The organism is Tsukamurella spumae (assembly GCF_012396015.1).
In the GTDB taxonomy this organism is placed as follows: Bacteria; Actinomycetota; Actinomycetes; order Mycobacteriales; family Mycobacteriaceae; genus Tsukamurella; species Tsukamurella spumae.
Genome location: NZ_JAAXOQ010000022.1, coordinates 47,648 through 71,448 on the forward strand (window position 1 = coordinate 47,648; position 23,801 = coordinate 71,448).

Annotated in this window: 26 protein-coding genes; 8 read left to right on the top strand and 18 right to left on the bottom strand. The window is 70.3% G+C overall.

Features of this window, described 5'->3' with window-relative positions; translation table 11 throughout:
• Nucleotides 1-14 precede the first annotated feature (14 nt).
• From HF999_RS15935 to recO, 3 genes are read right to left on the bottom strand one after another with little or no spacing between them, the layout of a single operon-like run.
• On the bottom strand, nucleotides 15-425 hold the full coding sequence (locus HF999_RS15935; protein ID WP_168546829.1) for a hypothetical protein: 411 nt from the start codon (nucleotides 423-425) through the stop codon (nucleotides 15-17).
• On the bottom strand, nucleotides 422-1,231 hold the full coding sequence (locus HF999_RS15940) for an isoprenyl transferase (RefSeq protein WP_168546830.1): 810 nt from the start codon (nucleotides 1,229-1,231) through the stop codon (nucleotides 422-424). Before HF999_RS15940 ends, HF999_RS15935 begins: the two co-directional genes overlap by 4 nt.
• The gene (recO, locus tag HF999_RS15945; protein ID WP_168546831.1) at nucleotides 1,209-2,006 is read right to left on the bottom strand and encodes a DNA repair protein RecO; all 798 of its coding nucleotides are present in this window, start codon (nucleotides 2,004-2,006) and stop codon (nucleotides 1,209-1,211) included. The genes HF999_RS15940 and recO overlap by 23 nt, the downstream gene beginning before the upstream one ends.
• 255 nt (nucleotides 2,007-2,261) lie before the next feature.
• On the opposite strand from recO, the gene HF999_RS15950 reads away from it, so the two are divergent.
• On the top strand, nucleotides 2,262-2,474 hold the full coding sequence (locus tag HF999_RS15950) for a hypothetical protein (RefSeq protein ID WP_168546832.1): 213 nt from the start codon (nucleotides 2,262-2,264) through the stop codon (nucleotides 2,472-2,474).
• A gap of 10 nt (nucleotides 2,475-2,484) precedes the next feature.
• On the opposite strand, the gene era is transcribed toward HF999_RS15950, so the two are convergent.
• The 9 genes from era to hrcA all read right to left on the bottom strand — a co-directional run bounded on the left by era (nucleotide 2,485) and on the right by hrcA (nucleotide 10,678).
• Nucleotides 2,485-3,441, bottom strand: a complete 957-nt coding sequence (era, locus tag HF999_RS15955; RefSeq protein WP_312854164.1) for a GTPase Era — start codon at nucleotides 3,439-3,441, stop codon at nucleotides 2,485-2,487.
• Complete coding sequence (locus tag HF999_RS15960; RefSeq protein ID WP_210733868.1) at nucleotides 3,438-3,758, bottom strand: cytidine deaminase-like protein; 321 nt, start codon at nucleotides 3,756-3,758, stop codon at nucleotides 3,438-3,440. The genes era and HF999_RS15960 overlap by 4 nt, the downstream gene beginning before the upstream one ends.
• Nucleotides 3,758-5,083 carry a hemolysin family protein gene (locus HF999_RS15965; protein WP_168546834.1) on the bottom strand — a complete coding sequence of 442 codons (1,326 nt, stop codon included), beginning with the start codon at nucleotides 5,081-5,083 and terminating at the stop codon, nucleotides 3,758-3,760. Before HF999_RS15965 ends, HF999_RS15960 begins: the two co-directional genes overlap by 1 nt.
• Before the next feature lie 3 nt (nucleotides 5,084-5,086).
• Complete coding sequence (gene ybeY, locus HF999_RS15970; RefSeq protein WP_168546835.1) at nucleotides 5,087-5,626, bottom strand: rRNA maturation RNase YbeY; 540 nt, start codon at nucleotides 5,624-5,626, stop codon at nucleotides 5,087-5,089.
• A complete protein-coding gene (locus HF999_RS15975; RefSeq protein WP_168546836.1) occupies nucleotides 5,623-6,672 on the bottom strand; it encodes a PhoH family protein in 1,050 nt (349 codons plus the stop codon). Before HF999_RS15975 ends, ybeY begins: the two co-directional genes overlap by 4 nt.
• 108 nt (nucleotides 6,673-6,780) lie before the next feature.
• Nucleotides 6,781-7,506, bottom strand: a complete 726-nt coding sequence (locus HF999_RS15980) for an alpha/beta hydrolase family protein (protein ID WP_168546837.1) — start codon at nucleotides 7,504-7,506, stop codon at nucleotides 6,781-6,783.
• A 56-nt stretch (nucleotides 7,507-7,562) separates the two neighbouring features.
• Nucleotides 7,563-8,351 (bottom strand): 16S rRNA (uracil(1498)-N(3))-methyltransferase, encoded by a 789-nt coding sequence (locus HF999_RS15985; protein WP_168546838.1) that lies wholly within the window; start codon nucleotides 8,349-8,351, stop codon nucleotides 7,563-7,565.
• A 6-nt stretch (nucleotides 8,352-8,357) separates the two neighbouring features.
• The gene (gene dnaJ, locus HF999_RS15990) at nucleotides 8,358-9,518 is read right to left on the bottom strand and encodes a molecular chaperone DnaJ (protein ID WP_168546839.1); all 1,161 of its coding nucleotides are present in this window, start codon (nucleotides 9,516-9,518) and stop codon (nucleotides 8,358-8,360) included.
• A gap of 125 nt (nucleotides 9,519-9,643) precedes the next feature.
• Nucleotides 9,644-10,678: a heat-inducible transcriptional repressor HrcA gene (hrcA, locus tag HF999_RS15995; RefSeq protein WP_168546840.1), complete on the bottom strand. Its 1,035-nt coding sequence runs from the start codon at nucleotides 10,676-10,678 to the stop codon at nucleotides 9,644-9,646.
• A gap of 59 nt (nucleotides 10,679-10,737) precedes the next feature.
• Between hrcA and HF999_RS16000 the strand changes: the two genes are divergently transcribed.
• The 3 genes from HF999_RS16000 (at nucleotide 10,738) to HF999_RS16010 (ending at nucleotide 12,543) form a co-directional block, all read left to right on the top strand.
• On the top strand, nucleotides 10,738-11,091 hold the full coding sequence (locus tag HF999_RS16000; protein ID WP_168546841.1) for a type II toxin-antitoxin system VapB family antitoxin: 354 nt from the start codon (nucleotides 10,738-10,740) through the stop codon (nucleotides 11,089-11,091).
• Nucleotides 11,092-11,102: 11 nt separating this feature from the next.
• Nucleotides 11,103-11,732, top strand: coding sequence for an SIMPL domain-containing protein (locus HF999_RS16005; RefSeq protein WP_168546842.1), 630 nt, complete (start codon nucleotides 11,103-11,105; stop codon nucleotides 11,730-11,732).
• Between the two features lie 67 nt (nucleotides 11,733-11,799).
• On the top strand, nucleotides 11,800-12,543 hold the full coding sequence (locus HF999_RS16010) for an SIMPL domain-containing protein (RefSeq protein WP_168546843.1): 744 nt from the start codon (nucleotides 11,800-11,802) through the stop codon (nucleotides 12,541-12,543).
• A gap of 1 nt (nucleotide 12,544) precedes the next feature.
• Here HF999_RS16010 and hemW read toward each other — a convergent pair whose 3' ends face one another.
• A complete protein-coding gene (hemW, locus tag HF999_RS16015; RefSeq protein ID WP_168546844.1) occupies nucleotides 12,545-13,717 on the bottom strand; it encodes a radical SAM family heme chaperone HemW in 1,173 nt (390 codons plus the stop codon).
• 268 nt (nucleotides 13,718-13,985) lie between these two features.
• Between hemW and HF999_RS16020 the strand changes: the two genes are divergently transcribed.
• From HF999_RS16020 to HF999_RS16035, 4 genes are read left to right on the top strand one after another with little or no spacing between them, the layout of a single operon-like run.
• Nucleotides 13,986-15,707, top strand: a complete 1,722-nt coding sequence (locus HF999_RS16020) for a nitrite/sulfite reductase (RefSeq protein ID WP_168546845.1) — start codon at nucleotides 13,986-13,988, stop codon at nucleotides 15,705-15,707.
• Nucleotides 15,704-16,426: a phosphoadenylyl-sulfate reductase gene (locus HF999_RS16025; RefSeq protein WP_168546846.1), complete on the top strand. Its 723-nt coding sequence runs from the start codon at nucleotides 15,704-15,706 to the stop codon at nucleotides 16,424-16,426. Before HF999_RS16020 ends, HF999_RS16025 begins: the two co-directional genes overlap by 4 nt.
• On the top strand, nucleotides 16,423-17,364 hold the full coding sequence (gene cysD / locus HF999_RS16030) for a sulfate adenylyltransferase subunit CysD (RefSeq protein WP_168546847.1): 942 nt from the start codon (nucleotides 16,423-16,425) through the stop codon (nucleotides 17,362-17,364). The genes HF999_RS16025 and cysD overlap by 4 nt, the downstream gene beginning before the upstream one ends.
• A gap of 11 nt (nucleotides 17,365-17,375) precedes the next feature.
• Nucleotides 17,376-18,653, top strand: a complete 1,278-nt coding sequence (locus HF999_RS16035) for a sulfate adenylyltransferase subunit 1 (RefSeq protein ID WP_168546848.1) — start codon at nucleotides 17,376-17,378, stop codon at nucleotides 18,651-18,653.
• A gap of 23 nt (nucleotides 18,654-18,676) precedes the next feature.
• On the opposite strand, the gene HF999_RS16040 is transcribed toward HF999_RS16035, so the two are convergent.
• From HF999_RS16040 to HF999_RS16060, 5 genes are all read right to left on the bottom strand, one after another.
• On the bottom strand, nucleotides 18,677-19,921 hold the full coding sequence (locus HF999_RS16040; RefSeq protein ID WP_168546849.1) for a GNAT family N-acetyltransferase: 1,245 nt from the start codon (nucleotides 19,919-19,921) through the stop codon (nucleotides 18,677-18,679).
• 28 nt (nucleotides 19,922-19,949) lie between these two features.
• The gene (locus HF999_RS16045) at nucleotides 19,950-20,948 is read right to left on the bottom strand and encodes a sulfate/molybdate ABC transporter ATP-binding protein (RefSeq protein WP_168546850.1); all 999 of its coding nucleotides are present in this window, start codon (nucleotides 20,946-20,948) and stop codon (nucleotides 19,950-19,952) included.
• The gene (gene cysW / locus HF999_RS16050; RefSeq protein WP_168546851.1) at nucleotides 20,938-21,756 is read right to left on the bottom strand and encodes a sulfate ABC transporter permease subunit CysW; all 819 of its coding nucleotides are present in this window, start codon (nucleotides 21,754-21,756) and stop codon (nucleotides 20,938-20,940) included. Before cysW ends, HF999_RS16045 begins: the two co-directional genes overlap by 11 nt.
• 61 nt (nucleotides 21,757-21,817) lie before the next feature.
• A complete protein-coding gene (cysT, locus tag HF999_RS16055; protein ID WP_168546852.1) occupies nucleotides 21,818-22,609 on the bottom strand; it encodes a sulfate ABC transporter permease subunit CysT in 792 nt (263 codons plus the stop codon).
• Nucleotides 22,609-23,703, bottom strand: coding sequence for a sulfate ABC transporter substrate-binding protein (locus HF999_RS16060; RefSeq protein WP_168546853.1), 1,095 nt, complete (start codon nucleotides 23,701-23,703; stop codon nucleotides 22,609-22,611). The genes cysT and HF999_RS16060 overlap by 1 nt, the downstream gene beginning before the upstream one ends.
• Nucleotides 23,704-23,801 lie beyond the last annotated feature (98 nt).

Below are 23,801 nucleotides of genomic sequence, written 5' to 3' on the forward strand. Positions count from 1 at the left end.
GGCGTGCGCGGGCGCTATTCGGCGACGAGGCGGCGGCGCGCGTCGACGCCCTGGGCCAGTACGAACAGCACGAACTCGCGCAGCGCGTCGCCCCCGAGCGTGCCGGCGGGGAAGCTGTAGTGCAGCACCAGATCCGCGGAGACCTCGCGCTCCATGAGCCGCAGCGAACCGAACTGGATGCTCTCCGCCACGGAGCGCACGTCGGCGCGGAGCTCCTCGGTGAGCGCGAGATCCCATGCCACGACCTGGGTGAGCGAATACACGTCGACATCGCGCGCCAGCTCGAAGACCTGGACGGAAGCCGGTGTCTCGCCGAAATCGATCAGCACGGCCTGATTCTCGTCGCGGCGCAGAACCACCCCGTCGGCCAGGGCGGACTCGAGACGCGAGCGCAGCGCGTCGAGCCGTGGATCCTGCGCGCTCACTGCGCGCCGCCGAACCGACGGTCGCGCTGGGCGTACTCGAGGCACGCGGCCCAGAGGTTGCGGCGGTCGAAATCCGGGAACAGCGTGTCCTGGTAGACGTATTCGGCGTAGGCGCTCTCCCACAGCAGGAAGTTCGACGAGCGCTTCTCTCCCGACGGGCGCAGGAACAGGTCCACGTCGGGCATGTCCGGCTGGTAGAGGTACTGCTGGAAGGACTGCTCGGTGATGCGCTCCGGGTTGATCTCCCCCGCCGCCGCCCGCCGCGCGATCTCCCGTGCGGCATCGACGATCTCGGCGCGGCCTCCGTAGTTGACGCACATCGTCAGGGTCATGACGGTGTTGTCCTTCGTCAGCTCCTCGGCGACCTCGAGCTCCTTGATCACGCTGGCCCACAGGCGCGGTCGTCGGCCGGCCCACTTCACCCGCACCCCCATCTCGTGCATCTCGTCGCGCCGGCGGCGGATCACGTCGCGGTTGAAGCCCATGAGGAAGCGCACCTCCTCGGGGCTGCGCGACCAGTTCTCCGTCGAGAAGGCGTACGCCGACAGCTGTTTCACGCCGATCTCGATGCACCCGCAGACGGTGTCCATGAGCACCGCCTCACCGCGCTTGTGCCCCTCGGTGCGCGCCATGCCGCGCTCCTTGGCCCAGCGGCCGTTGCCGTCCATCACGAGGGCGACGTGGTTCGGGACCAGCTCCGCGGGAATCTCCGGGGGCGTCGCGCCCGACGGGTGCGGGTCGGGTGGGCGCACCGTCGTCACCCGCTCGGGTGCCGTCTTGGATCTACCCCGCCGCAGTCCCGGCACCGTCGACCTCCCTCTCACCGGCCGTCAGCGCCGGACTGTGCGGCGCGTGCCGCTCGATCATCGGCAGCGATCGCAGCTGCCGTCCCACGTGCCACTGTAGGTGCGCCGCGGCGAGGCCCGCGCCCTGCCGGCGCACCCGGTCGCCCATCGTCTCGGCGAAGTTGAAATCGGCCCGGGCCAGCGCGGCCATCAGATCCAGCACGCCCGGCCCCGGCACCGCCGACCCCGGCGGACGGCAATGCACACAGACCGCCCCACCCGCGGCCACGTGGAAGGCACGATGCGGCCCCTCGTCCCCACAGCGGGCGCACAGCGTGAGCGCGGGTGCCCAGCCCGCGGAATCCATGGCGCGCAGCAGGAACGAGATCAGCACGAGGTCGCGGTCGCGCACGCCCGCCGCGATCGCCCGCAGGGCCCCGACGGTGAGCCTGTGCAGCTCCGGCGCGGGGGCCCGCTCCTCGCCCGCGAGCCGCTCCGCGGTCTCGATCACCGTGCAGGCGGTGGTGTACCGGCCGTAGTCGCCCGCCAGATCACCCGAGTAGGCGGCGATGGAGTGCACCTGCGTCACCATGTCCAGATTGCGGCCGGGGTGCAGCTGCAGGTCGACGTGGGCGAACAGCTCCAGCCGGGCACCGAACCGCGACCGCGGCCGGCGCACCCCCTTCGCCACCGCGCGGACCAGGCCGTTCTCCCGGGTCAGCAGCGTGAGGATGTAGTCGGCCTCCCCCAGCTTGTGCTGCCGCAGCACCACAGCGCTGTCCCGGTACGACCTCATGAGCACCATCATCCCACCCCACCCCGACAGATGCGCCCGTGCCGTGCGGCGCGTCGGAACCTGTCAGTCACCGGGTGCACGATGGCGTGCAGCATCGGACCGAAGAGCCGCGCCGCCGAGACGGTTGGGCGATCATCGACGATCTGCTCAGATCGTCACTGGGCACCACGACAGAGCGCGGAATCTCGATGCACATGGCGACGATCCGGTACCGCGAGGATACTGAGAACCGGAAGCAGACCACGGGAGGCCACCATGACTGACGCGACGCGAGATCCGGTGTCCATCGACGAGCGTCGGGACATGATCCGTGTGGTCGTGAGTGGACTGCGCGCGTTCAAGGATCCTGTGCCCCAACAGATGATCGACTTCGTCGAGGGCAGGGCCGACGACCCCGGGCCACTTCCGGACACCGAGAAGTACCGAAATGCGCGTCCCACCTGGTGGCAGCGGATGCTCGGCCGCTAGAACCAAGACTCTAGAAACCCAGCCGCCCCAGCTGCTTCGGATCGCGCTGCCAGTCCTTGGCCACCTTCACGTGCAGCGACAGGTACACCTTGCGGCCCAGGAGCTTCTCGATCTCCTCGCGCGCGGCGGTACCCACCGACTTCAGGCGCGAGCCGCCCTTGCCGATGATGATCGCCTTCTGCGACGACCGCTCCACGTACAGCAGCGCGTGCACCTCCAGCATCGCGGGCCTGCCCGACTTCTCCTGCGCCGGCGTCTTCTCCCGCTCGACCACCTCCTCGATGACCACGGCCAGGGAGTGCGGCAGCTCGTCGCGCACGCCCTCGAGCGCCGCCTCGCGGATCAGCTCGGCCATCATCGTGTCGTCGTCGGTGTCGGTGACCTCGCCGTCCGGGTAGAACGCGGGCCCCGGCTTCATCTTCGAGGCGATCAGCTGCACCAGCTCCTCGACCTGCTGGCCCGAGGTCGCCGACACGGGGATCACGTCGCAGCCGTCGCCCAGGAACGCCGACACCGCCAGCAGCTGCTCGGCGACCCTGTCGCGGCCCACCTTGTCGATCTTGGTGACCACACCCATCAGCTGCGTGCGCGGCGCCATGTGCCGAACCTGGTCGAGGATGTACTTGTCGCCGGGGCCGATCTTCTCGTCCACCGGGATGGTCAGGCAGATGAGGTCGACCTCGGAGTAGGTGTCGCGCACCAGGTCGTTGAGTCGTTGCCCCAGCAGGGTCCGCGGGCGGTGCAGGCCGGGCGTGTCCACCAGCACCAGCTGGCAGTCGGGCCGGTTGACGATGCCGCGAATCGTCGAGCGGGTCGTCTGCGGCCGCGAACTCGTGATGGCCACCTTGGTCCCGACCAGGGCGTTGGTCAGCGTGGACTTGCCCGTGTTGGGCCGTCCGACGAAGCAGACGAATCCGGAGCGGAAGTCCCCGCCCTCGTCGCCGCCGGTCTCGATCTCCTCGGTCACGTCCGCGCCTCTCCACGCTCGTCGAACAACAGAATCGGCGCCGCCGGCGACACCTCGTGCACTGCCGCGGCTCCGGCGTCGGCACCGTCGGCCTCCCCCACGAGCACAGCGGCCTCGAAGCCCTCCGCCCCGGAACCCAGCGCGGTCGCGACCGCCACCTGCAGCCCCGTCAACGCCAGGGACCGCAGGGCGACGGGCGCGCCGGCGTAGGTGCGGCCGTCGAGGTCACGGACCGCCGCGCCGTGCGCGGACCCGGCCCGGCCCATCGCGCCGCGGGCCAGGGTCACCAGCTTGCGGTCCTCGTCGGAGACGTCCATCACGCGGGTTCCCTCTCGTCGGTGGCAGCGCCGTCGTCGGACGACTCCGGCTCGGGAACCAGGCGGTGCACGAGCACCGTGGTGATCCGCATCCTCCCACGCCGGTTCGTGGTGCCCTCCGCCTCGAGCATCAGCCCGTGCGCGTGGGCCGCGGAACCGGGCAGGGGCACGCGGCCGAGAGCGAGGCCGAGCAGGCCGCCTACGGTGTCGACCTCGTCCTCCTCGATGTCCTCGTCGAACAGCTCCCCCAGGGTCTCGAGGTCGAGGCGCGCGGACACCCGGAAGAGCCCGTCGCCGAGCTCCTCGACGGGAGCGATCTCGCCGGCGTCGTACTCGTCGGTGATCTCGCCGACGATCTCCTCGAGGACGTCCTCGATCGTGACGAGACCGGCGATCGAGCCGTACTCGTTGACCAGCACCGCCATGTGGTTGTTCGTGCGCTGCATCTCGCGGAGCAGGGCGTCGACCGGCTTCGAGTCGGGCACGAAGACAGCGGGACGGGCCATCCGGCCGACCTCGATGGTGCCGTGCCGGTCGTCCCCCGGGCCGCTGAGCAGGGCGACGAGGTCCTTGAGGTAGACCACGCCCCGCACGTCGTCGACGTTCTCCCCGATGACCGGGATGCGTGAGTGACCCGAGCGCACGGCGAGTCGAGTGGCCTGCGTGACGGACTTGTCCGCCTCGATCCACACGATCTCGGGCCGCGGGACCATGACCTCACGGGCCGCGGTGTCCCCGAGCTCGAAGACGGACTGGATCATCTTGCCCTCGTCCTCGGCGACCACGCCGCGCTGCTGCGCGAGGTCCACGAGCTCGCGCAGCTCGACCTCCGTCGCGAATGGGCCGTTGCGGTAGCCGCGACCCGGCGTGATGGCGTTACCGAGGAGGATGAGCAGGCGGGTGATCGGGCCCATGAGGATCGCGATCGCCTGTAGCACCACGGCCGCGGTGCAGCCCAGCGTGTACGCGTGCTGCCGGCCGAGGGTGCGGGGTCCGACGCCGATCAGGACGTAGCTGATCACCGTCATCAGCGTTGCGGTGAGCACCGCGGTCCACACCGTCGACAGGTAGCGATCGAGGACCAGGAAGACCAGCACGGTGGCGAGGACCTCGCACGCCGTGCGCAGCAGCACCACCAGGTTGACGTACATCGGACGGTTGACGAGCACGCGCTGCAGGCGCCGCGCGCCCGGACGGCCGTCCTCGACGAGGTCCTCCACCCGCGCCGGGGACACCGTGAGCAGAGCGGAGTCGAGGGCCGCGAACAGTCCGCCCAGGAGGACGAGCCCGACGACGCCGACGATCAGCAGGATCGACGAGAACACGCGTCAGTCCCGCCGCCCCAGGAAGCCCGCGCGGCCCAGCAGCGTGTCGTCGCGCGCGGACTGCCGGGCCCGGCGGTCGCGCTCGCGCTGCTGCGCGTAGTAGTCGGCGAGGATGCCGTCCTGGAGCGCGAACATCTCCCGCTCCTCCTCCGGCTCGGCGTGATCGAAGCCGAGCAGGTGCAGCACGCCGTGCACCGTGAGCACGTTGAGCTCGTGGTCCGTCGAATGCCCGGCGGCCTCGGCCTGCTCGGCGGCGAACTGCGGGCACAGCACGATGTCGCCGAGGGTCGCGGGGCCCGCGTCCACCATGTCGGGACGGCCGCCCGGGGTGAGCTCGTCCATCGGGAAGCTCATCACGTCGGTGGGGCCGGGCAGGTCCATCCACTTCACGTGCAGGTCGGCCATGGTGTCCAGGTCGACGGCGAGCATGTTCAGCTCGGCGCCCGGGTGCACGTCCATCGCGGCGATGGCGAACGCGGCCACCGCCACGACCTCGGCCTCGTCGACCTCGAAACCGGACTCGTTGGCGAATTCGATGCTCATCGGCGCCCCGGGATCCGTCGCGCGCCACCCAGCTGGGGGCGCTTGGTGGCTTCGAGCTGCTGCTCGAACTGGGCGTAGGCGTCCACGATCTCGGCGACCAGGCGGTGCCGGACCACGTCGGCGCTGGTCAGCTCGGCTATGTGGATGTCGTCGATGCCGCGCAGGATCTGCACCGCGGCGCGCAGCCCGCTGGTGGCGCCGCCCGGGAGGTCCACCTGAGACGCGTCGCCCGTGACCACGATCTTCGAGCCGAATCCCAGGCGGGTGAGGAACATCTTCATCTGCTCGGCGGTGGTGTTCTGCGCCTCGTCGAGGATGATGAAGGCGTCGTTGAGCGAGCGACCACGCATGAAGGCGAGCGGCGCGACCTCGATGACCCCGGCCTCCATGAGCTTGGGGATCGACTCCGGGTCGATCATGTCGTGCAGCGCGTCGTACAGCGGCCGCAGGTACGGGTCGATCTTGTCGTTGAGCGTGCCGGGCAGGAAGCCGAGCCGCTCCCCCGCCTCCACTGCGGGCCGGGTGAGGATGATGCGGCTGACCTGCTTGGTCTGCAGCGCCTGCACCGCCTTCGCCATCGCGAGGTAGGTCTTGCCCGTGCCGGCGGGGCCGATGCCGAAGACGATGGTGTGCTCGTCGATCGCGTCGACGTACTTCTTCTGGTTGACCGTCTTCGGGCGCACCGTCTTGCCGCGGCGCGAGATGATGTCGAGCGTGAGCACCTCGGCGGGCGACTCACCGGAACCGTCGGTCATCATCGCGACGGAGCGGCGCACCTCCTCCGGGCTCACCGCGACGCCGCTGCGGACGGCGGCGAGCAGTTCGGCGACGACGCGCTCGGCGAGCGCCACGTCGGCCGGGGTGCCCGACAGCGTGATGACATTGCCGCGGGCGTGGACGTCGGCGGCGAGCACGCCTTCCAGGGCACGCAGATTCGCGTCCGCGGGGCCGAGGAGTCCGAAGGTCAGCTCGATGGGGATCTCGATGGTGGACCGCGCCGGGGTCACTGCCTGGGCGCGGATATCGGAACTGTTGCTCTCTGGCACGCGGTGCGTCGATCCTTCGTCGATGAGGCGGGGCACCACCCCGTCGGGGCGGATATCTGCAGTTTAGTCCCCCACCGGGTGGCACCGCCTCCGAGATTCGGACAGCCCCTACTTCGCGGAGAGCTCCTCGATCGCGGCGACGGTGGCGGCGTGCCCTTTGGAACCGGGCTCGAGGAAGTCGTCGTGACCTTCCTTCTCGATCATCGTCAGCGTCACGTCTCCCATGCCGTTCTCCTGCGCACGCTGCAGGAACCACTCGGAGAGCTGATACGGCACCTGCTCGTCGAGCCGCCCGTGCAGCACGCGCACGGGGGTCGCGAAGGGCATCTGCCCGACGGGGCTGGCCTCGGCGAAGGTGCGCTTGAGCAGCCGCGGGTTCGCATTCGGTCCGAGGTCGAAGAGCAGCCGCATCGACTGATCACCGTCGCCGCGCTCGATCAGGTCGAGGACCCCGCCGCGGGAGATGACGCCGAGCAGGTCGTCGGGGCGCTGCGCGGCCGCCCACACGGCGAGGGTGGCGCCGGCGCTGTGCGCGGCGACGATGTGCCCCGCGCCCTTCGCGAGCTTCGCGGTGCCGTAGTCGATGGCGGCGAGCACGTCCTGGCTGAGGATCGGCCAGGTGACGCCGGGCTCACCGACCCGGCGGTACTCGATGTTCCACACCGGGTAGCCGCGGTCGTTGAGGTCCTTGGCGACCTTCGCCTCCATCTTCATGGTGTAGAGGCTGCGCCAGAACCCACCGTGCACCAGTGTGATCAGCGGCTTGTCCGCATCGCCCGGGTAGAAGTGGCCGTGCTGCGAGTCCTCGCTGCCGTAGAAGATGCGACGCGCCATCGTGTCCGAGCCCTCCTGAGCCACCCCGCCGCACCGGCGTCCCGCCGGTCCGGCCGTCAGTCCGGCGGGGTGCCGGACCATCTGTCGGTCATTACTCCCAGAGCACCCAGGGCGACGGCGGCCGCGGTGGAAGTCCGCAGCACCGTCGGGCCGAGGAGCGCGGGCTGCGCGCCCATCCCGACCAGGGCATCCAGTTCCTCGGGGCTGATTCCGCCCTCCGGCCCCACCACGATAACGATGGTTCCGGTTACTGAGAAGTCAACCTCACCCAACGGGACCGCCGAACCCTCATGTAGGACAACTACATTCGCATCCATACTGGTGAGTAGCGGAACGAGTTCCCGCGTGGTCACGAGGTCGTGGATCTCCGGAACATACGCTCGCCGAGCCTGTTTCGCGGCCGATCGGGCCACCGCGCGCCACCGCGCGACGCCCTTCTCCGCCTTCGCCGAGCCCTTCCCGGAACCCTTGCCGCCGGCCCCGCCGCCGTCCCAGCGGGAGACGCAACGCGCCGCCTGCCAGGGGATGATCTCGTCGATCCCCGCCTCGGTCGCCAACTCGACGGCGAGCTCGGAGCGGTCGGACTTGGGCAGGGCCTGCACCAGCACGACCCGTGGGGACGCGGGCGGCACCGTCCACGTCTGCGAGCAGCGCACCGTCACGTCCGCCTTGCCGACCGCGATCGCGGTGCACCGGGCGAAGCCCCCGGCACCGTCGGACAGGACGAGTTCCTCGCCCACCCGGACGCGCCGCACCGCCGCGGCGTGCCGGCCCTCGTCACCGGCCAGCAGGAACTCCCCTCCTTCGGCCGGGAGCGCCTCGGCGAGGAAGACGGTGGCCGCCACCCGCGGCTACCGTCCGGCGAAGGTGTCGCGCAGGCGGGAGAAGATGCCGCCGCCCTGATCCTGACCGCCGCGGCGCGCCACGTGCGGCCCCTCGTCCGGGAACAGCGCCTTGAGCTCGCGCAGCTTGTCGGCCTGCTTCTTGTCCAGTCGCGACGGGACCGCCACGTCGAAGTGCACCACCAGGTTGCCGCGGGCCTGCGAGTTGACCTGGGGCATGCCGTGACCGCGCAGGACCTTGCTGTCGCCGGTCTGGGTGCCCGCGGGCACCTCGACGGTGAGCTCGCCGTCGATCACGGTGGGCACGCTGACCTCGGCGCCCAGCGCCGCGTCGAACATGGGGACCCGCGCGGTGACGTGCAGGGTGCTGCCGTCGCGGGTGAGGAACTCGTGCTCACGCTCGGTGACCTCGACGTACAGGTCGCCCGCGGGGCCGCCACCGGGGCCGACCTCGCCCTGGCCGGCGAGCCGCACGCGCATGCCGTCGCCGACGCCGGCGGGGATCTTCACGGTGAGGTTGCGACGGGTGCGGACCCGCCCGTCACCGCTGCACTTGCTGCAGGGGTTCTCGATGATCTCGCCGACGCCCGCGCAGGTGGGGCACGGCCGCGAGGTCATGACCTGGCCGAGGAAGGAGCGCTGCACCGACTGCACCTCGCCCGCGCCGTGGCAGGTGGGGCAGGTCGAGGGCTTGCTGTCACCCTCGGTGCCCGAGCCCTGGCACTTGTCGCACAGGATCGCGGTGTCGACGGTGAGCTCCCGGCTCACGCCGTTCGCGCACTCGTCGAGGTCGAGCTCCATGCGGATCAGCGCGTCGTTGCCCTCGCGCACGCGGCCCCGAGGGCCGCGCCCGCCGCCGCCCATGCCGCCGCCGAAGAAGGCCTCGAAGACATCGCCCAGCCCGCCACCGCCGAAGCCGCTGAAGCCGCCGCCGCCGAAACCGCCCGGCGAACTGTCGAGCGGGTCGCCGCCCATGTCGACGACGCGGCGCTTCTCCGGGTCGCTGAGCACCTCGTAGGCATCGGAGACGTCGCGGAACTTCTCCTGCGCGGCGTCGTCGGGGTTCACGTCCGGGTGCAGCTCGCGGGCCAGCTTGCGGTACGCGCGCTTGATCTCCTGGTCGGAAGCCTTCGAATCGACTCCGAGGATGCGGTAGTAATCACGTGCCACAGCGGCGAATCCCTCTAACTCGTGGACGACAATCAGCGGACCTGCTCGGACCGCACTCAACCCATGATTCCACCACGGGGCCGATTCGGAACATTCGCCCTGGTCAACCGGGCGACGGCGCGCCGTCAGCGCGCACCGAGCACCTCTCCGACGTACCGCGCGACGGCGGCCACGGAGGCGATCGTGCCCGGATAGTCCATCCGGGTGGGACCGAGCACCCCGACGCCGCCGAACACCGCGCCGGGCGCCCCGTACCCGGTGGAGACCACCGACGCGCCGCGCAGGTTCTCGTCCTGCGTCTCCGATCCGATCGCCACCGACACCGTGCCGGGCTGCTGCCGCGCCGTGAGCAGCTTGAGCACCACGACCTGCTCCTCCAGCGTCTCGAGCACGCTGCGCAGCGAGCCGGACACCGCGTCGAAATCGGCGGCGTTGCGGGTCAGGTTGGCGGTGCCGCCGAGCACCAGCCGGTCGTCGACGCGCTCGACCAGGGTCTCGACGAGCACCGTCGACACCCGGATCACCGCGTCCCGCAGGTCCCGGGGCGCGAGCGGCGCGAGGTCGGCGACGCCCATCGACGCGTCCGGGATGAGCTTGCCGTGCACCGCCGCACCGAACAGCTCGCGCAGACGGGAGAGGTCGTCGTCGGACGCGGGGCCGCCCAGCTCGACGAGCCGCTGCTCGACCCGGCCCGAGTCGAGGATCACCACGAGCAGCAGCCGCGTGGGCGCCAGCGCCACCACCTCGAGGTGCCGCACCCGGGCCGAACTGATCACCGGGTACTGGATCACCGCGACCTGCCGGGTGAGCTGCGCGAGCAGCCGCACCGAGCGCTGCAGCACGTCGTCGAGGTCGACACCCGTCTCGAGGAACTGCACGATCGCCCGGCGCTCGGCCGCCGACAGAGGCTTGACCTGCGCGATCCGGTCGACGAACTGCCGGTAGCCCTTCTCCGTCGGGATGCGTCCGGAGCTGGTGTGCTGCTGCGTGATGTAGCCCTCGGCCTCGAGGACCGCCATGTCGTTGCGGACCGTCGCGCTGGACACGCCGAGCTGATGCCGGTCGACCAGCGCCTTCGAGCCGACCGGCTCCTGGGTCTCGACGTAATCCGCCACGATCGCCCGGAGCACCTCGAACCGCCGGTCCTCCGTGCTCGACATGCGCCGCCCTTTCTCGTGTGGACTTCGAACGGCCAGTTTACTCGGGCTACAGTCGTGCCGTGATCTTCAAGGGCGTACTCGACGGGAAGCCGTACCCGGAGCACGGCCTCAGCGCGCGCGAGTGGTCGCAGATCCCGCCCCAACAGGTCCGCCTGAACGCCCTGGTGACCACGACCACCGTGCTCGCGCTGGACCGGCTGCTCTCGGAGGACTCGACCTTCTACGGCGACCTGTTCCCGCATGCGGTGGCCTGGAACGGCGACCTGTATCTCGAGGACGGCCTGCACCGGGCCGTGCGATCCGCGCTGCGCGGCCGCGAGGTGCTGCACTGCCGCGTGTACTCGCTGCCGCCCGGCACCCCGCCGCGACCGGCCTCCCCGGGCCGGCACGGTAAGCACGCCCGCCAGGACTGAAAGGGACGCCCATGACCCGCACCATCCGCCAGACCGGCACCGGATCCGCCGTCGCGATCCCCGACGTCGTGATCGCCCGGATCGGGGTCGAGCACCGCGCGCCGGACGTGGTGGCGGCGTTCTCCGGCGCCGGCGACGCGGCGCGGGCCGTCGTCGCGGCCGTCCGCGCCGCCGGGGTCGCCGACGCCGACATCGCCACCTCCGACGTCGGCCTGCAGACCGTGGAGACGGGCCCCTGGGAGGACCGCAGGCTCGAGGGCTACGCCGCGTCGGAGTCGCTCGTGGTGACCGTGCGGGACGTGGCCAACGCCGCCTGGGTGCTGCAGGCGGCCACCGTCGCGGCGCGCGACGCCACCCGGATCGACTCCGTCACCTTCGCGCTGTCCGACGGTGCCGCCCCCGCCGCCGCGGCCCGCGACGCCGCGTTCGCCGACGCGAGGGCCAAGGCCGAGCAGTACGCCCGCCTGTCCGGCGACGCGCTGGGCGCCGTGCTGAGCATCGCCGACGACCCGTCGTCCGCGCCGCGGCCGCAGATGATGCTCGCGGCGAAAGCCGCGGCGGCGCCCGGGTCGGGCCCCGCGATGGAGGCCGGCGAGCGCATCGTGACCGCGCAGGTCGTCGTCGAATGGGAGTTGGTCTAACCGCCAGGAACGTTGCCGTAAGCACCGATCCGCTGCGAAGGCGTGCCGCTCCTGCCACGCTGACGCCATGACGAATCGGACATCCGGCACAGCACGGAACTGGCGCGTGACCGGCATCGCACTCCTCGCCGCGCTCGCGATGGCGGGTTCGGTGACCGCATGCGGCTCGTCCAGCACCTCCAACGACTCTCCCCGGGAGATCACGGCGGTCGGCACCGGTGAGGCGTCGGGCAAGCCCGATGTCCTGACGGTGCAGCTGGCGGTGCAGCACCAGGCCGCGGATGTGACGACCGCGCTCAACGACGCCTCCGCGAGCGCGCAGAAGGTGATCGAGTCCGCCGGGGCGAACGGCGTGGACCCGAAGGACGTCCAGACCGCGAACGTGCGGGTCAATCCGCACTACGGCACCGATCGGCAGATCACCTCCTACGAGGCCACGCAGTCGCTCACCGTCAAGGTCCGCAAGCTGGACACCGCCTCGAAGCTCCTCGGCGACCTGGCGACCGCGGGCGGCGACGCGACGCGGATCAGCTCCGTCGGCTTCGACATCGAGAACGACTCGGCCCTCAAGGCGACCGCACGCGACAAGGCCTTCGCGGAGGCGAAGAGCCGCGCCGAGCAGTACGCCAAGCTCTCGGGCGGCAAGCTCGGCGAGGTCCGCACCGTGTCGGAGGGTGCGGCCGTGCGGCCGATCACGACCCGTCAGTACACGCCCGATTCCACGCCCGGCGTGGCCGCGTCCCCGGTGCCGATCGAGGCCGGCGAGCAGTCGCTGACCGTGACCGTGACGGTGGTCTGGAAGCTGTCGTAGCTCAGTCGAGGAGGCGCCGCACCACGCCGTCGGCGAGCAGCCGCCCCGCGTCGGTGAGTACGTACGCGTTCCCCTCACGACGCAGCGCCCCCGTCGCGACCTCGGTATCGGCGCGGCCGATCTCCTCGGCCCGGAGCACCTCGACGGGGATCCCAGACCGCATACGGACCCGGAGCATGATCTCCTCGACGTGCCGGTCCTCGGCGGTGAGCACCTCGTGCCCCGCGATCGGCAGCGCCCCGCCCGCGACGGCCTCGGCGTACCGGGCGGGGTGTTTGACGTTCCACATCCGCGTGCCGCCCACATGGCCGTGCGCGCCGGGACCCGCGCCCCACCAGTCCGCGCCCTCCCAGTACAGCTCGTTGTGCCGGCACCGGGCGGCGTCCGATCGTGCCCAGTTGGACACCTCGTACCAGTCGAAACCCGCGGCGCGCAGGGCGTCGTCGAGCATCTCGTAGCGGTGGGCGAGGACGTCGTCATCGGTGTCGGGGAGCTCGCCGCGGCGGATCCGGCGGGCCAGCGCGGTGCCGTCCTCGACGATGAGCGCGTACGCCGAGACGTGATCCACCCCCGCGTCGAGCACGGCGTCCAGCGAGGCCCGCAGGTCGTCGTCGGACTCCCCCGGCGTGCCGTAGATCAGGTCCAGGTTGACGTGGTCGAAGCCCGCGGCGCGGGCCTCCTTGGCCGCCGCCACCGCCCGCCCGGGCGTGTGCGTGCGGTCCAGCACGCGCAACACGTGCGGGGCCGCCGACTGCATGCCCAGCGATACCCGGGTGAAGCCCGCCTCCCGCAGCCGCGCGAAGAACTCCGGCGAGGTCGACTCGGGGTTGGACTCGGTGGTCACTTCCGCATCGTCGGCGAAGGTGAAGTGCCGACGGGCCGTGTCCAGCAGGGCGGCCAGGCCGTCGCCGCCCAGGAGCGACGGGGTCCCGCCCCCGACGAAGACCGTCGACACCGGTACGTCGCCGACGGTGCGCCGCGCCAGCGCGAGCTCCCCGTCGACGGCCTCGGCCCACGCCTGCGGCGACGTGGACGCGCCCAATTCGCCGGCCGTGTAGGTGTTGAAGTCGCAGTAGCCGCAGCGCGTCGCGCAGAAGGGCACGTGCAGATACAGCCCGAACGGCGTCGCGGCACCGTCGAGCCTGCTGAGCTCGGGGATCGAGGGCGCGGACATCCTTCCAGTCTTGCAGGTGCGCGACCCTGCGGTTTTCACGCATCACTGAGCGAAACCCGATTCCACTTCTCCGCCCATCCGATGGCACAATGATCTCGATGGATGGACAGGGTGAGTTGCTGGCATCGCGCCGGCACATCGATTACCTGCGGGTCTGCAGCAGCGGCTGTCGGGCCTGATTCCCGACGCCTCGTACCGCCTCGTACCGCGTCGAGCCCCTGAGCGCCACCAGCCCTGGCGCGCCATCCCATGAATCCCAGGAGTCTCCATGACGTCGATCACCGACGCCCCTGTCCCCTCCTCCGACGCCGCGCCCACGCGGCCCGCTCGCACGCGCCCGGTCAAGCGCACTTCGGAGGGTCAGTGGAAGCTCGGGTACCGCACCCCGCTGAACGCGAACGAGCAGTCCAAGCGTGACGACAACCCGCTCAACGTGCGTGCGCGCATCGAGAACATCTACTCCAAGCAGGGTTTCGACTCGATCGACAAGGCCGATCTCCGGGGCCGGATGCGGTGGTGGGGCCTGTACACCCAGCGCGAGCAGGGCTACGACGGCACCTTCACCGGCGATGAGAACATCGACATGCTCGAGGCCCGGTACTTCATGATGCGGGTGCGGTGCGACGGCGGGAAGCTCGACGCCGCCCAGGTCCGCACCCTCGGCGAGATCTCCACCGAGTTCGGCCGCGACACCGCGGACCTCTCGGACCGGCAGAACGTGCAGTTCCACTGGATCGAGATCGAGAACGTCCCGGAGATCTGGAAGCGGCTCGAGGCCGTGGGCCTCAAGACCACCGAGGCGTGCGGCGACTGCCCGCGCGTCGTGCTCGGCTCGCCGCTCGCGGGCGAGTCCTTCGGCGAGGTCCTCGATCCGACGCCCGCGATCGACGAGATCGTCCGCCGCTACATCGGCGACCCGAAGTACTCGAACCTGCCGCGCAAGTTCAAGACCGCCATCTCGGGTCAGCAGGACGTGGTCCACGAGATCAACGACGTGGCCTTCATCGGCGTCGAGCACCCCGAGCACGGCCCCGGCCTGGACCTGTGGGTCGGCGGCGGCCTCTCGACGAACCCGATGCTGGCGCAACGCCTGGGTGCCTGGATCCCGCTCGACGAGGTCCCCGACGTCTGGGAGGGCGTCGTCTCGATCTTCCGCGACTACGGCTACCGGCGGCTCCGGTCGAAGGCGCGGCTGAAGTTCCTCATCAAGGACTGGGGGGTGGAGAAATTCCGTGACGTCCTCGAGACGGAGTACCTCGGCCGCAAGCTGATCGACGGTCCGGCGCCCGAGCAGCCGGAGCGGCCGATCGACCACATCGGCGTGCAGAAGCTGCGCAACGGCCTCAACGCCGTCGGCTTCTCCCCCATCGCCGGCCGCGTGTCCGGCACCGTGCTGAGCAAGGTGGCCGACGCGATGGAGCGGGTCGGGACCGATCGCGCCTCGTTCACGCCGTACCAGAAGCTCATCGTGCTGGACGTGCCCGATGATCAGGTGGACTCGCTGATCGACGAGCTGGCGCCCCTGGGCCTGCAGGGCCGCCCGTCGATCTGGCGGCGCAACCTCATCGCCTGCAGCGGCATCGAGTTCTGCAAGCTCTCCTTCGTCGAGACGCGCAAGCGCTCGCAGGTCCTGGTTCCGGACCTGGAGCAGCGCCTGAACGACATCAACGCCCAGCTGGACGTACCGATCACGGTGAACATCAACGGCTGCCCCAATTCCTGCGGCCGCTCCCAGATCGCCGACATCGGCTTCAAGGGGCAGCTCGTGGACGACGACGCGGGGAATCAGGTCGAGGGATTCCAGGTTCACCTTGGTGGAAGCCTCGGGCTCGACAGCGGTTTCGGTCGCAAGCTGCGCCAGCACAAGGTGCTGTCGACGGAGCTCGGGGACTACATCGAACGAGTGGTGCGGAACTTCGTGGCACAGCGCGAGACCGGCGAGCGGTTCGCGCAGTGGACGCTCCGCGCCGCGGAGGAGGACCTGCGATGACGGCACCGTCGAACCCCCTGACCGGACGGGACGCGGACGAGCTGCGCGCCCTCGCGGCGCGCGCGTCGAAGGAGCTGGAGGGCGCCGACGCGCTCACGCTCCTGCAGTGGACGCTGGACACCTTCGGTGAGGACTTCATCGTCGCGTCCAACATGCAGGACGGGGTGCTGGTGCACCTCGCCAAGCAGGTGCAGGACCGCCCGAAGGTGCTCTTCCTCGACACCGGCTACCACTTCCCCGAGACGATCGGCATGCGCGACGCGGTCGAGGCGATCTACGAGGTGGAACTGCTCAACGTGACGCCCGAGCAGAGCGTCGGCGAGCAGGACGCCACGATCGGCAAGGACCTCTTCGCCACCGATCCGGCGCAGTGCTGCAACCTGCGCAAGGTGGTGCCCCTGCGCGAATCGCTCAAGGGCTACCGGGCCTGGGTCACCGGCATCCGCCGGGTCGAGTCGCCGACCCGCGCGAACGCGCCGTTCATCTCCTTCGACGAGGGCTTCGGCCTGCTCAAGGTGAACCCGATCGTCGACTGGTCCGACGAGCAGATGCAGCAGTTCATCGAGGAGAACGGGATCCTGGTCAACCCGCTGGTGGACGAGGGATACCCGTCGATCGGCTGCCAGCCGTGCACCAACAAGCCCGCCCCCGGTTCCGATCCTCGCAGCGGCCGCTGGGCCGGTTCGACCAAGACAGAATGCGGATTGCACGCCTCATGACCATCACAGAACCCACGGAGTCAATCGTGTCCGCCGGCGCCAGCACGGATTTCAGCACGCTCGATGCCCTCGAGTCCGAGGCCATCCACATCTTCCGCGAGGTCGCGGGCGAGTTCGAGCGCCCCGTGATCCTGTTCTCGGGCGGCAAGGATTCGACGGTGCTGCTGCACCTCGCGGTGAAGGCCTTCTGGCCGGCGCCCCTGCCCTTCGCGCTGCTGCACGTAGACACGGGCCACAACCTGCCCGAGGTCCTGGACTTCCGCGACCGGATGGTCGAGAAGTACAACCTGCGGCTGCACGTCGCGAAGGTCGAGGACTACCTCGCCGACGGCCGGCTCGAGGAACGGGCCGACGGCATCCGCAACCCGCTGCAGACGGTGCCGCTGCTGGACGCCATCTCCGAGAACCGGTTCGACGCGGTGTTCGGCGGCGGCCGCCGCGACGAGGAGCGCGCCCGCGCGAAGGAGCGGATCTTCTCGCTCCGCAACGCCTTCGGCCAGTGGGACCCCAAGCGCCAGCGCCCGGAGCTGTGGAACCTCTACAACGGCCGGCACGCGCCCGGCGAGCACGTGCGCGTGTTCCCGATCAGCAACTTCACCGAGCTCGACATCTGGCGCTACATCGCCCGCGAGGACATCGAGCTGGCGTCGATCTACTACGCGCACGAGCGCGAGGTGTACGACCGCGACGGCATGTGGATGACCTCCGGCGTGTGGGGCGGCCCCCGCGAGGGCGAGGACGTGCAGACCCTGTCGGTGCGCTACCGCACCGTGGGCGACGGCTCCACCACCGGCGCCATCCTGTCCACCGCGTCGAACAACGAGCAGATCATGGCCGAGGTCGCCGCGTCGCGGCTCACCGAGCGCGGCGCCACCCGCGGCGACGACCGGGTCTCCGAGGCCGCCATGGAGGACCGGAAGAAAGAGGGCTACTTCTGATGAGCGCTCCCGTGAACACAGCACCCGCACTGCTCCGCCTGGCCACCGCCGGCTCCGTCGACGACGGCAAGTCCACCCTCGTGGGGCGCCTGCTGTACGACACGAAGTCGGTGCTCGCCGACCAGATCGACGCCGTCACCCGCGCGTCGGTCGACAAGGGCCTCGACACGCCCGACCTGTCGCTGCTGGTCGACGGCCTGCGGGCCGAGCGTGAGCAGGGCATCACCATCGACGTGGCCTACCGCTACTTCGCGACGCCCAACCGCTCGTTCATCCTCGCCGACACCCCGGGCCACGTGCAGTACACCCGCAACACCGTCTCCGGCGCGTCCACCGCGCAGGTCGTGATCCTGCTGACGGACGCCCGCAAGGGCGTCATCGAGCAGACCCGCCGGCACGCCGCCGTGCTGTCGCTGCTGGGCGTGCCGCGCCTGGTGCTCGCCGTGAACAAGATCGACCTCGTGGACGATCCCGCGTCGGTGTTCCAGGAGATCTCGGCGACCTTCCGGGAGCTGACCTCCTCGCTGGGCTGGTCCGACGATGCCGTCCACGCCATCCCCGTCTCGGCCCTGCACGGCGACAACGTCGCCTCGCGCTCCGAGAGCACGCCCTACTACGACGGTCCCTCGCTCATCGAGCACCTCGAGGCGATCCCGACGGACCCGGACACGAAGCCCATCGGCTTCCGCTTCCCCGTCCAGTACGTGATCCGGCCGCGCACCCCCGAGTACCCCGACTACCGCGGCTACGCCGGTCAGGTGGCCGCCGGCACCGTCGACGTGGGTGACGAGGTCCTGGTGCTCCCCGCGGGCACCCGCAGCCGCGTCGAGCGGATCGACACCGCGGACGGCGAGCTCGCCTCCGCGCACACGGGCCGCTCGGTCACGGTGATCCTCGCCGACGATGTCGACGTCTCCCGCGGCGACGTGATCGTCTCCGCCGCCGACGCCCCCGAGCCGCGGCAGCAGTTCGAGGCGACGGTGTGCTGGCTGGCCGAGAAGCCGCTGCGGATCGGTGCGCGGCTGCTGCTCAAGCACGGCACCAAGACCACCCAGGCCATCGTCGGCGGGCTCGATGCCGTCTTCGACGAGCAGAACCTCACGGTGGGCGAGGGAACGACCTTGGAGCTCAACCAGATCGGCCGGATCACGGTCCAGACCGCCGAGCCGATCGTCGCCGACGACTACGACAAGAACCGGGAGATGGGCAGCTTCCTGCTCATCGACCCCGCCGGCGGCAACACCCTCGCCGCGGGCCTGGTCGGGGACGCGCTCGCCCACCTGGTCTAGGCGGTTCGACGGTCCGCCGACCGTCAGAAGTGCTCGACCGCCCACGGCCGCCGTGGGCTGAACAGCATGAGATCGGCGCGGGCTGCGGCGCCCTCGGTGAGCTCGCGCACGGAGCCGGTCGCGACGCGCCGCGACGCCGGCTCGTCGGAGAGCCAGAGCCGGCCGAGGTCCGTGACATCGAGCGCGAGGTCGGCGGGTTCGTCGGTGGCGGAACAGGTTCCGGCGCCACCGTCGGACGAGATGACGAACCGTCCGTGCGCCGGGCCGGGGCCGACACCGTCGAACCCAGGGTCGGTGACGTCGAGCACGATCCGGCCGGCGGCGGCGTAGGTCCGCGCGGAGAACAGCGCGGGCAGGTCGAGGGGCCGGATCCAGAGCATGTCCGAGCGGTTCGAGACCTGCACGGTGCGCGGGTCGGCGGGGACGGTGGAGACCAGGTCATCGAGCGGGCGTTGCGGCGCCTCGACCCGGCGCACCCAGTCGATACTCATCGCGAACGACCACAGGTCGCGTTCGGCGGCCGCATCGACGCCGACCAGTTCGGTGACCTTCAGGGTGGAGTCCGGCCGGCTCTCAGCCCATTTGCTCTCGACCGTGTAGGTCAGGACGCCGGCCACGTCGGCTCCGCGGCGCAGTACCACGCGCAGGGCGGGATCCGGCTCATCGCCGCGCAGCAGCCCCGCCGTGCGCCGCATGTCGAGCTCCGGAATCGTCACGCGCCCGGGGACGTCGAGGAGCTCCTGCATCCGGAAGGTCGCCGCCAAGTACTCCTCGCCGGACACGTAACGCACCTCGTCCACCGGCGGCGCCGGCAGGCGAGCGGGGTCGACGGCGATCCGGTAGTCCACGGTCTCGGTGCTCGGCCCGAACCCGAACCGGCCGTATATCGCGTACTCCGCCGCGACCAGGGTGGCGGCGGCCGCACCCGCGGCGTGCGCCTCGGCGAGGCAGGTGCGCATGTGCCGGTTGAGAATCCCGCGGCGCCGGTGGGTGGGCAGGACCGTCACCGCGGAGACCGCGCGCACGGGTACCGCTGCGCCGCCGATCGCGGTCAGCTCCTGATCGAAGGACAGGAAGGTCCCCACCGTCCGGCTGCCGTCCACCGCCACGCGATGATCGAGCGTCTCCAACTGGGCGGACACCGCGTCCAGCCACGGCCCGGAATCCGGCAGCTTCATCTGGAAACCGACGGATGCGCATTCCTGGAAGCCGAGCAGCTGCTCCCGGGTGGTCACGCGCTGGAAGTCGATACCTGTGAAATCGGCCATGCCGGCAACGGTACCCGCGCACCGCGTCTCACTTCGCGATGGCGATCTCCGGGACGTGGGTCGCGCGCACGTACACCACATCGCCCTCGGCCAGGTGCAGCGCGGTGGCGTCGCCGCGGGTGATCTGCGCATGGAAGCACTCCCCCGTGGCCGCGTTCTTCAGCTCCACGCGCACCTCGAAGCCGAGGTAGACGACCCGCTCGACCTCGGCGCGCAGCACACCCGCCTCCTCGGCGGTCTGGTCACCGGCACGGGCGAGCTCCGGCGTGCGGCCGACCCGGATGTCGTGCGGCCGCACCAGCACCCCGTTGAGCTTGGCGACCGAGCCGAGGAAGGACATGACGAACTCGGTCTCGGGCCGGTCGTAGACGTCCGCCGGAGTGCCGACCTGCTCGATCCGGCCCTTGTTGAGCACGGCGATGCGGTCGGCGATGTCGAGCGCCTCCTGCTGGTCGTGGGTCACGATCACGGTGGTCACGTGCACCTCGTCGTGCAGGCGGCGCAGCCACGAGCGCAGCTCGTCGCGCACCTTCGCGTCGAGCGCGCCGAAGGGCTCGTCGAGCAGGAGCACCTGCGGGTCCACGGCGAGCGCCCGGGCGAGCGCCATGCGCTGGCGCTGGCCGCCCGACAGCTGGGCCGGGTAGCGGGTCTGGAAGCCCGTGAGCCCGACGACCTCGAGCAGGTCGTCGACCTTCGCCTTGACCTCGGCCGCGGGACGCTTGCGGATCTTCAGGCCGAAGGCCACGTTCTCGCGCACCGTCATGTGCTTGAACGCGGCGTAGTGCTGGAAGACGAAGCCGATGTCGCGCTGCTGCGGCGTCGCGTGCGTGACGTCCACCCCGTTGATCTCGACGAGGCCGGAGTCGAGCCGATCCAGGCCCGCGATCGACCGCAGCAGCGTCGACTTGCCGGAGCCGGACGGGCCGAGCAGCGCCGTCAGCGATCCATCGGGGATCTCCAGGGACACATCATCGAGGGCCGCGAAGTCGCCGTAGCGCTTGTTGGCTCCCACCACGTTAATCGTCATCGCGGTTCCTCCTACGGGTCGCTTCGAGCAGGGACATCACCACCAGCGCGATGAGCGCGAGCAGCATGAGAAGTGTTGCGGCGGCGTACGCCCCGAACGTGTTGTAGTCGTCGTGATTGCGTGAGCTCACGAGCAGGGTGAGCGTCTGGGAGATGCCGGGGAAGTTCGACGACACCATGAGCACCGCGCCGTACTCGCCCAGTGCGCGGGCGATCGTGAGCACCACGCCGTAGGTCAGGCCCCAGCGGATGGCGGGCAGCGTGATCCGCCAGAAGGTCTGCCAGGCATTGGCCCCGAGCGTCGATGCGGCCTGCTCCTGGTCCTGGCCGATCTCGTGCAGCACCGGCTCCACCTCGCGCACCACGAAGGGCAGCGTCACGAAGGTCGTGGCGAGCACCATGCCGGGAAGTCCGAAGATCACCCGGAAGCCCAGCGATTCGATCCCGCCGAACCAGCCGCCCACGCCCCACAGCATGATCAGCGCCACGCCCACGACGACCGGCGACACCGCGAAGGGCAGGTCGACGGCGGCCTGGAGCGCGGCCTTGCCGCGGAACCTCCCCCGCGCCAGCGCCAGCGCCACCAGCACGCCGAAGATCACGTTGAGCGGCACCACGATGGCCACGATGAGCAGCGACAGTTGCAGCGCCGAGATCGCGGCCGGCGTGGTGATCCACGCCCAGAACTCGCCGAATCCGCGCTCGAACGAGCGGTACAGGATCACGCCGATGGGCAGCACGAGCAGCACGAGCAGGTAGAGCAGCGCGACCGATCGCAGACTCAGGATCGTCTTCTTGGACAGGTTCATCAGTCGTTCTCCTCCCTGGGTTCGCCGGGACCGAGGTGCGGGGCCGTCCGGTATCCGGTCATCAGTCGTTCTCCTCCCGCTTAGCGGTCCTTCCCCCGACGAACCGCATCACCGCCAACAACACGAAGGCGATGGCGAGCAGCGCCACGGAGACGGCGGACGCCGCCACCTGATTGTCGACCTCGAGCTGCTGCTGGATGTACTGCGAGGCGACCTGCGTCTTGCCCGGAACGTTGCCGCCGACCAGCACCACCGATCCGAACTCGCCGATCGCCCGGGTGAAGGCGAGGCCGGCACCGGACAGGATCGCGGGCAGGAGCGTGGGAATCACGATCTTCCGCACGATCACCCGGTTCGGCGCCCCGAGGGACGCGGCGGCCTCCTCGACCTCGCGGTCGAGTTCGATGAGCACCGGCTGCACCTGCCGTACGACGAAGGGCAGTGTCACGAAGGCCAGGGCGATGACGATCGCCGGCTGGGTCGCGTTGAGCGTCAGTCCGACCGGGCTGTCCGGCCCGTAGAGCGAGAGCAGGACGATCGACGCGACGATCGTCGGCAGCGCGAAGGGCAGGTCGATGAGGGCGTTGACGATCCCCTTGCCGGGGAAGTCGTCACGCACCAGCACCCAGGCGATGACGGTGCCCATCACCACGTTGATCACCGTGACCAGCAGCGCCACCCACACGGTGATCACGAGGGTCGACACGGCGTTCTTCGCGGTCAACGCGTCCCAGAATCCGGACCAGCCGTTGTCGAAGGCCTTGGTCGTGATCGCGGCGATAGGCAACAGCACGATCAGCGAGATCCACAGCCAGGCGACTCCGATGCGCATCGGATTGATCAAGCGGCGCATCACTTGCCCCCGTTCTTGTAGGCGGTGGCGATGGCGCCCTTGTCGCCGAACAGGGCCGCATCCACGGCGGGCCAGCCGACGAGGTCCTTGCCGTTGTTCTTCGCGGCGGTCCCCTTCCCGAGAACGGCGCCGAGCTCATCGATGGTCCACAGCCGCTGGGGCTGCGCGGAGAACACGTGGGCCGTCTCGGCGGCGATCGCGGGATCACCGGCGCGGAAGCCGGATGCGGGGATCGCGCGCTGCGCCTCGGGGGAGAACAGGAAGTTCACGAACCGCTTCGCGGCGTCCGGGTCCTGCGCCGTCTTCACCACCGCGACCGGCAGGTCGATCCGGAAGGACTGCGGCGGAATGAAGTACTCGGGGCTCGGCTTGCCGTCCTCGACGCTCTGCCGCTGCAGCAGGACCGCCTCGCTCTCGTAGCTGAGGAGGACATCGCCCTGACCCGATTCGAACGCGGCAGTCGCGTCGCGGCCCGATCCGGGGCTCACCGTCGTGTGGTCGCGGATGAGTTCCTTGACGAAGGCCAGCCCCTTGGCGGGCTCCTGGCCCCCGTTCGACACGGCCGCGTACGGCGCGAGCAGGTTCCACTTCGCCGACCCGGAACTGGCGGGGTTGGGGGTGATCACCTCGACGCCGGGCTTGAGCAGATCGGACCAGTCGTGGATGCCCTTCGGATTGCCCGGGCGCACGACGACGGCGACCAGCGAGGTGAAGGCGACCGACTTGCGCGGGTAGGCCTTCTCCCAGTCCTTGTCGATGAGGCCGGCCTTGACGATGCGGGTCACGTCGGGCGCCACGGACAGGTTCACGACATCGGCGGGCACGTGCCGCGCGACCTTGCGCGACTGGTCGCCCGATGCGCCGTAGGACTGCGAGAACCCGACGTCCGGGTCGGTCGTGCGGAAGAGCGGGATGGCCACATCGAACGCGGGCTTGGGCGCGGCGAAGGCGACGAGGTTCACGCGCTGGCTGCCGCTGGAGATGTCCACACCGTGCGGGTCGTCCGTCGAGCCGCCGCCGCAGGCGGTGAGCAGCGCGGTCAGTGCGACCGCGGCGATGCTCAGGGCGCGGCCACGATAGGTGGGTCTGGTCACGTCTCGCCGTTCTCCTCGGGAATGGGTCAGGCGAGAATCGTACGAAGCCCCGTCAGCGCAGCAGCGCCCACGCGACCACGAGGAGCACCAGAAGCGCG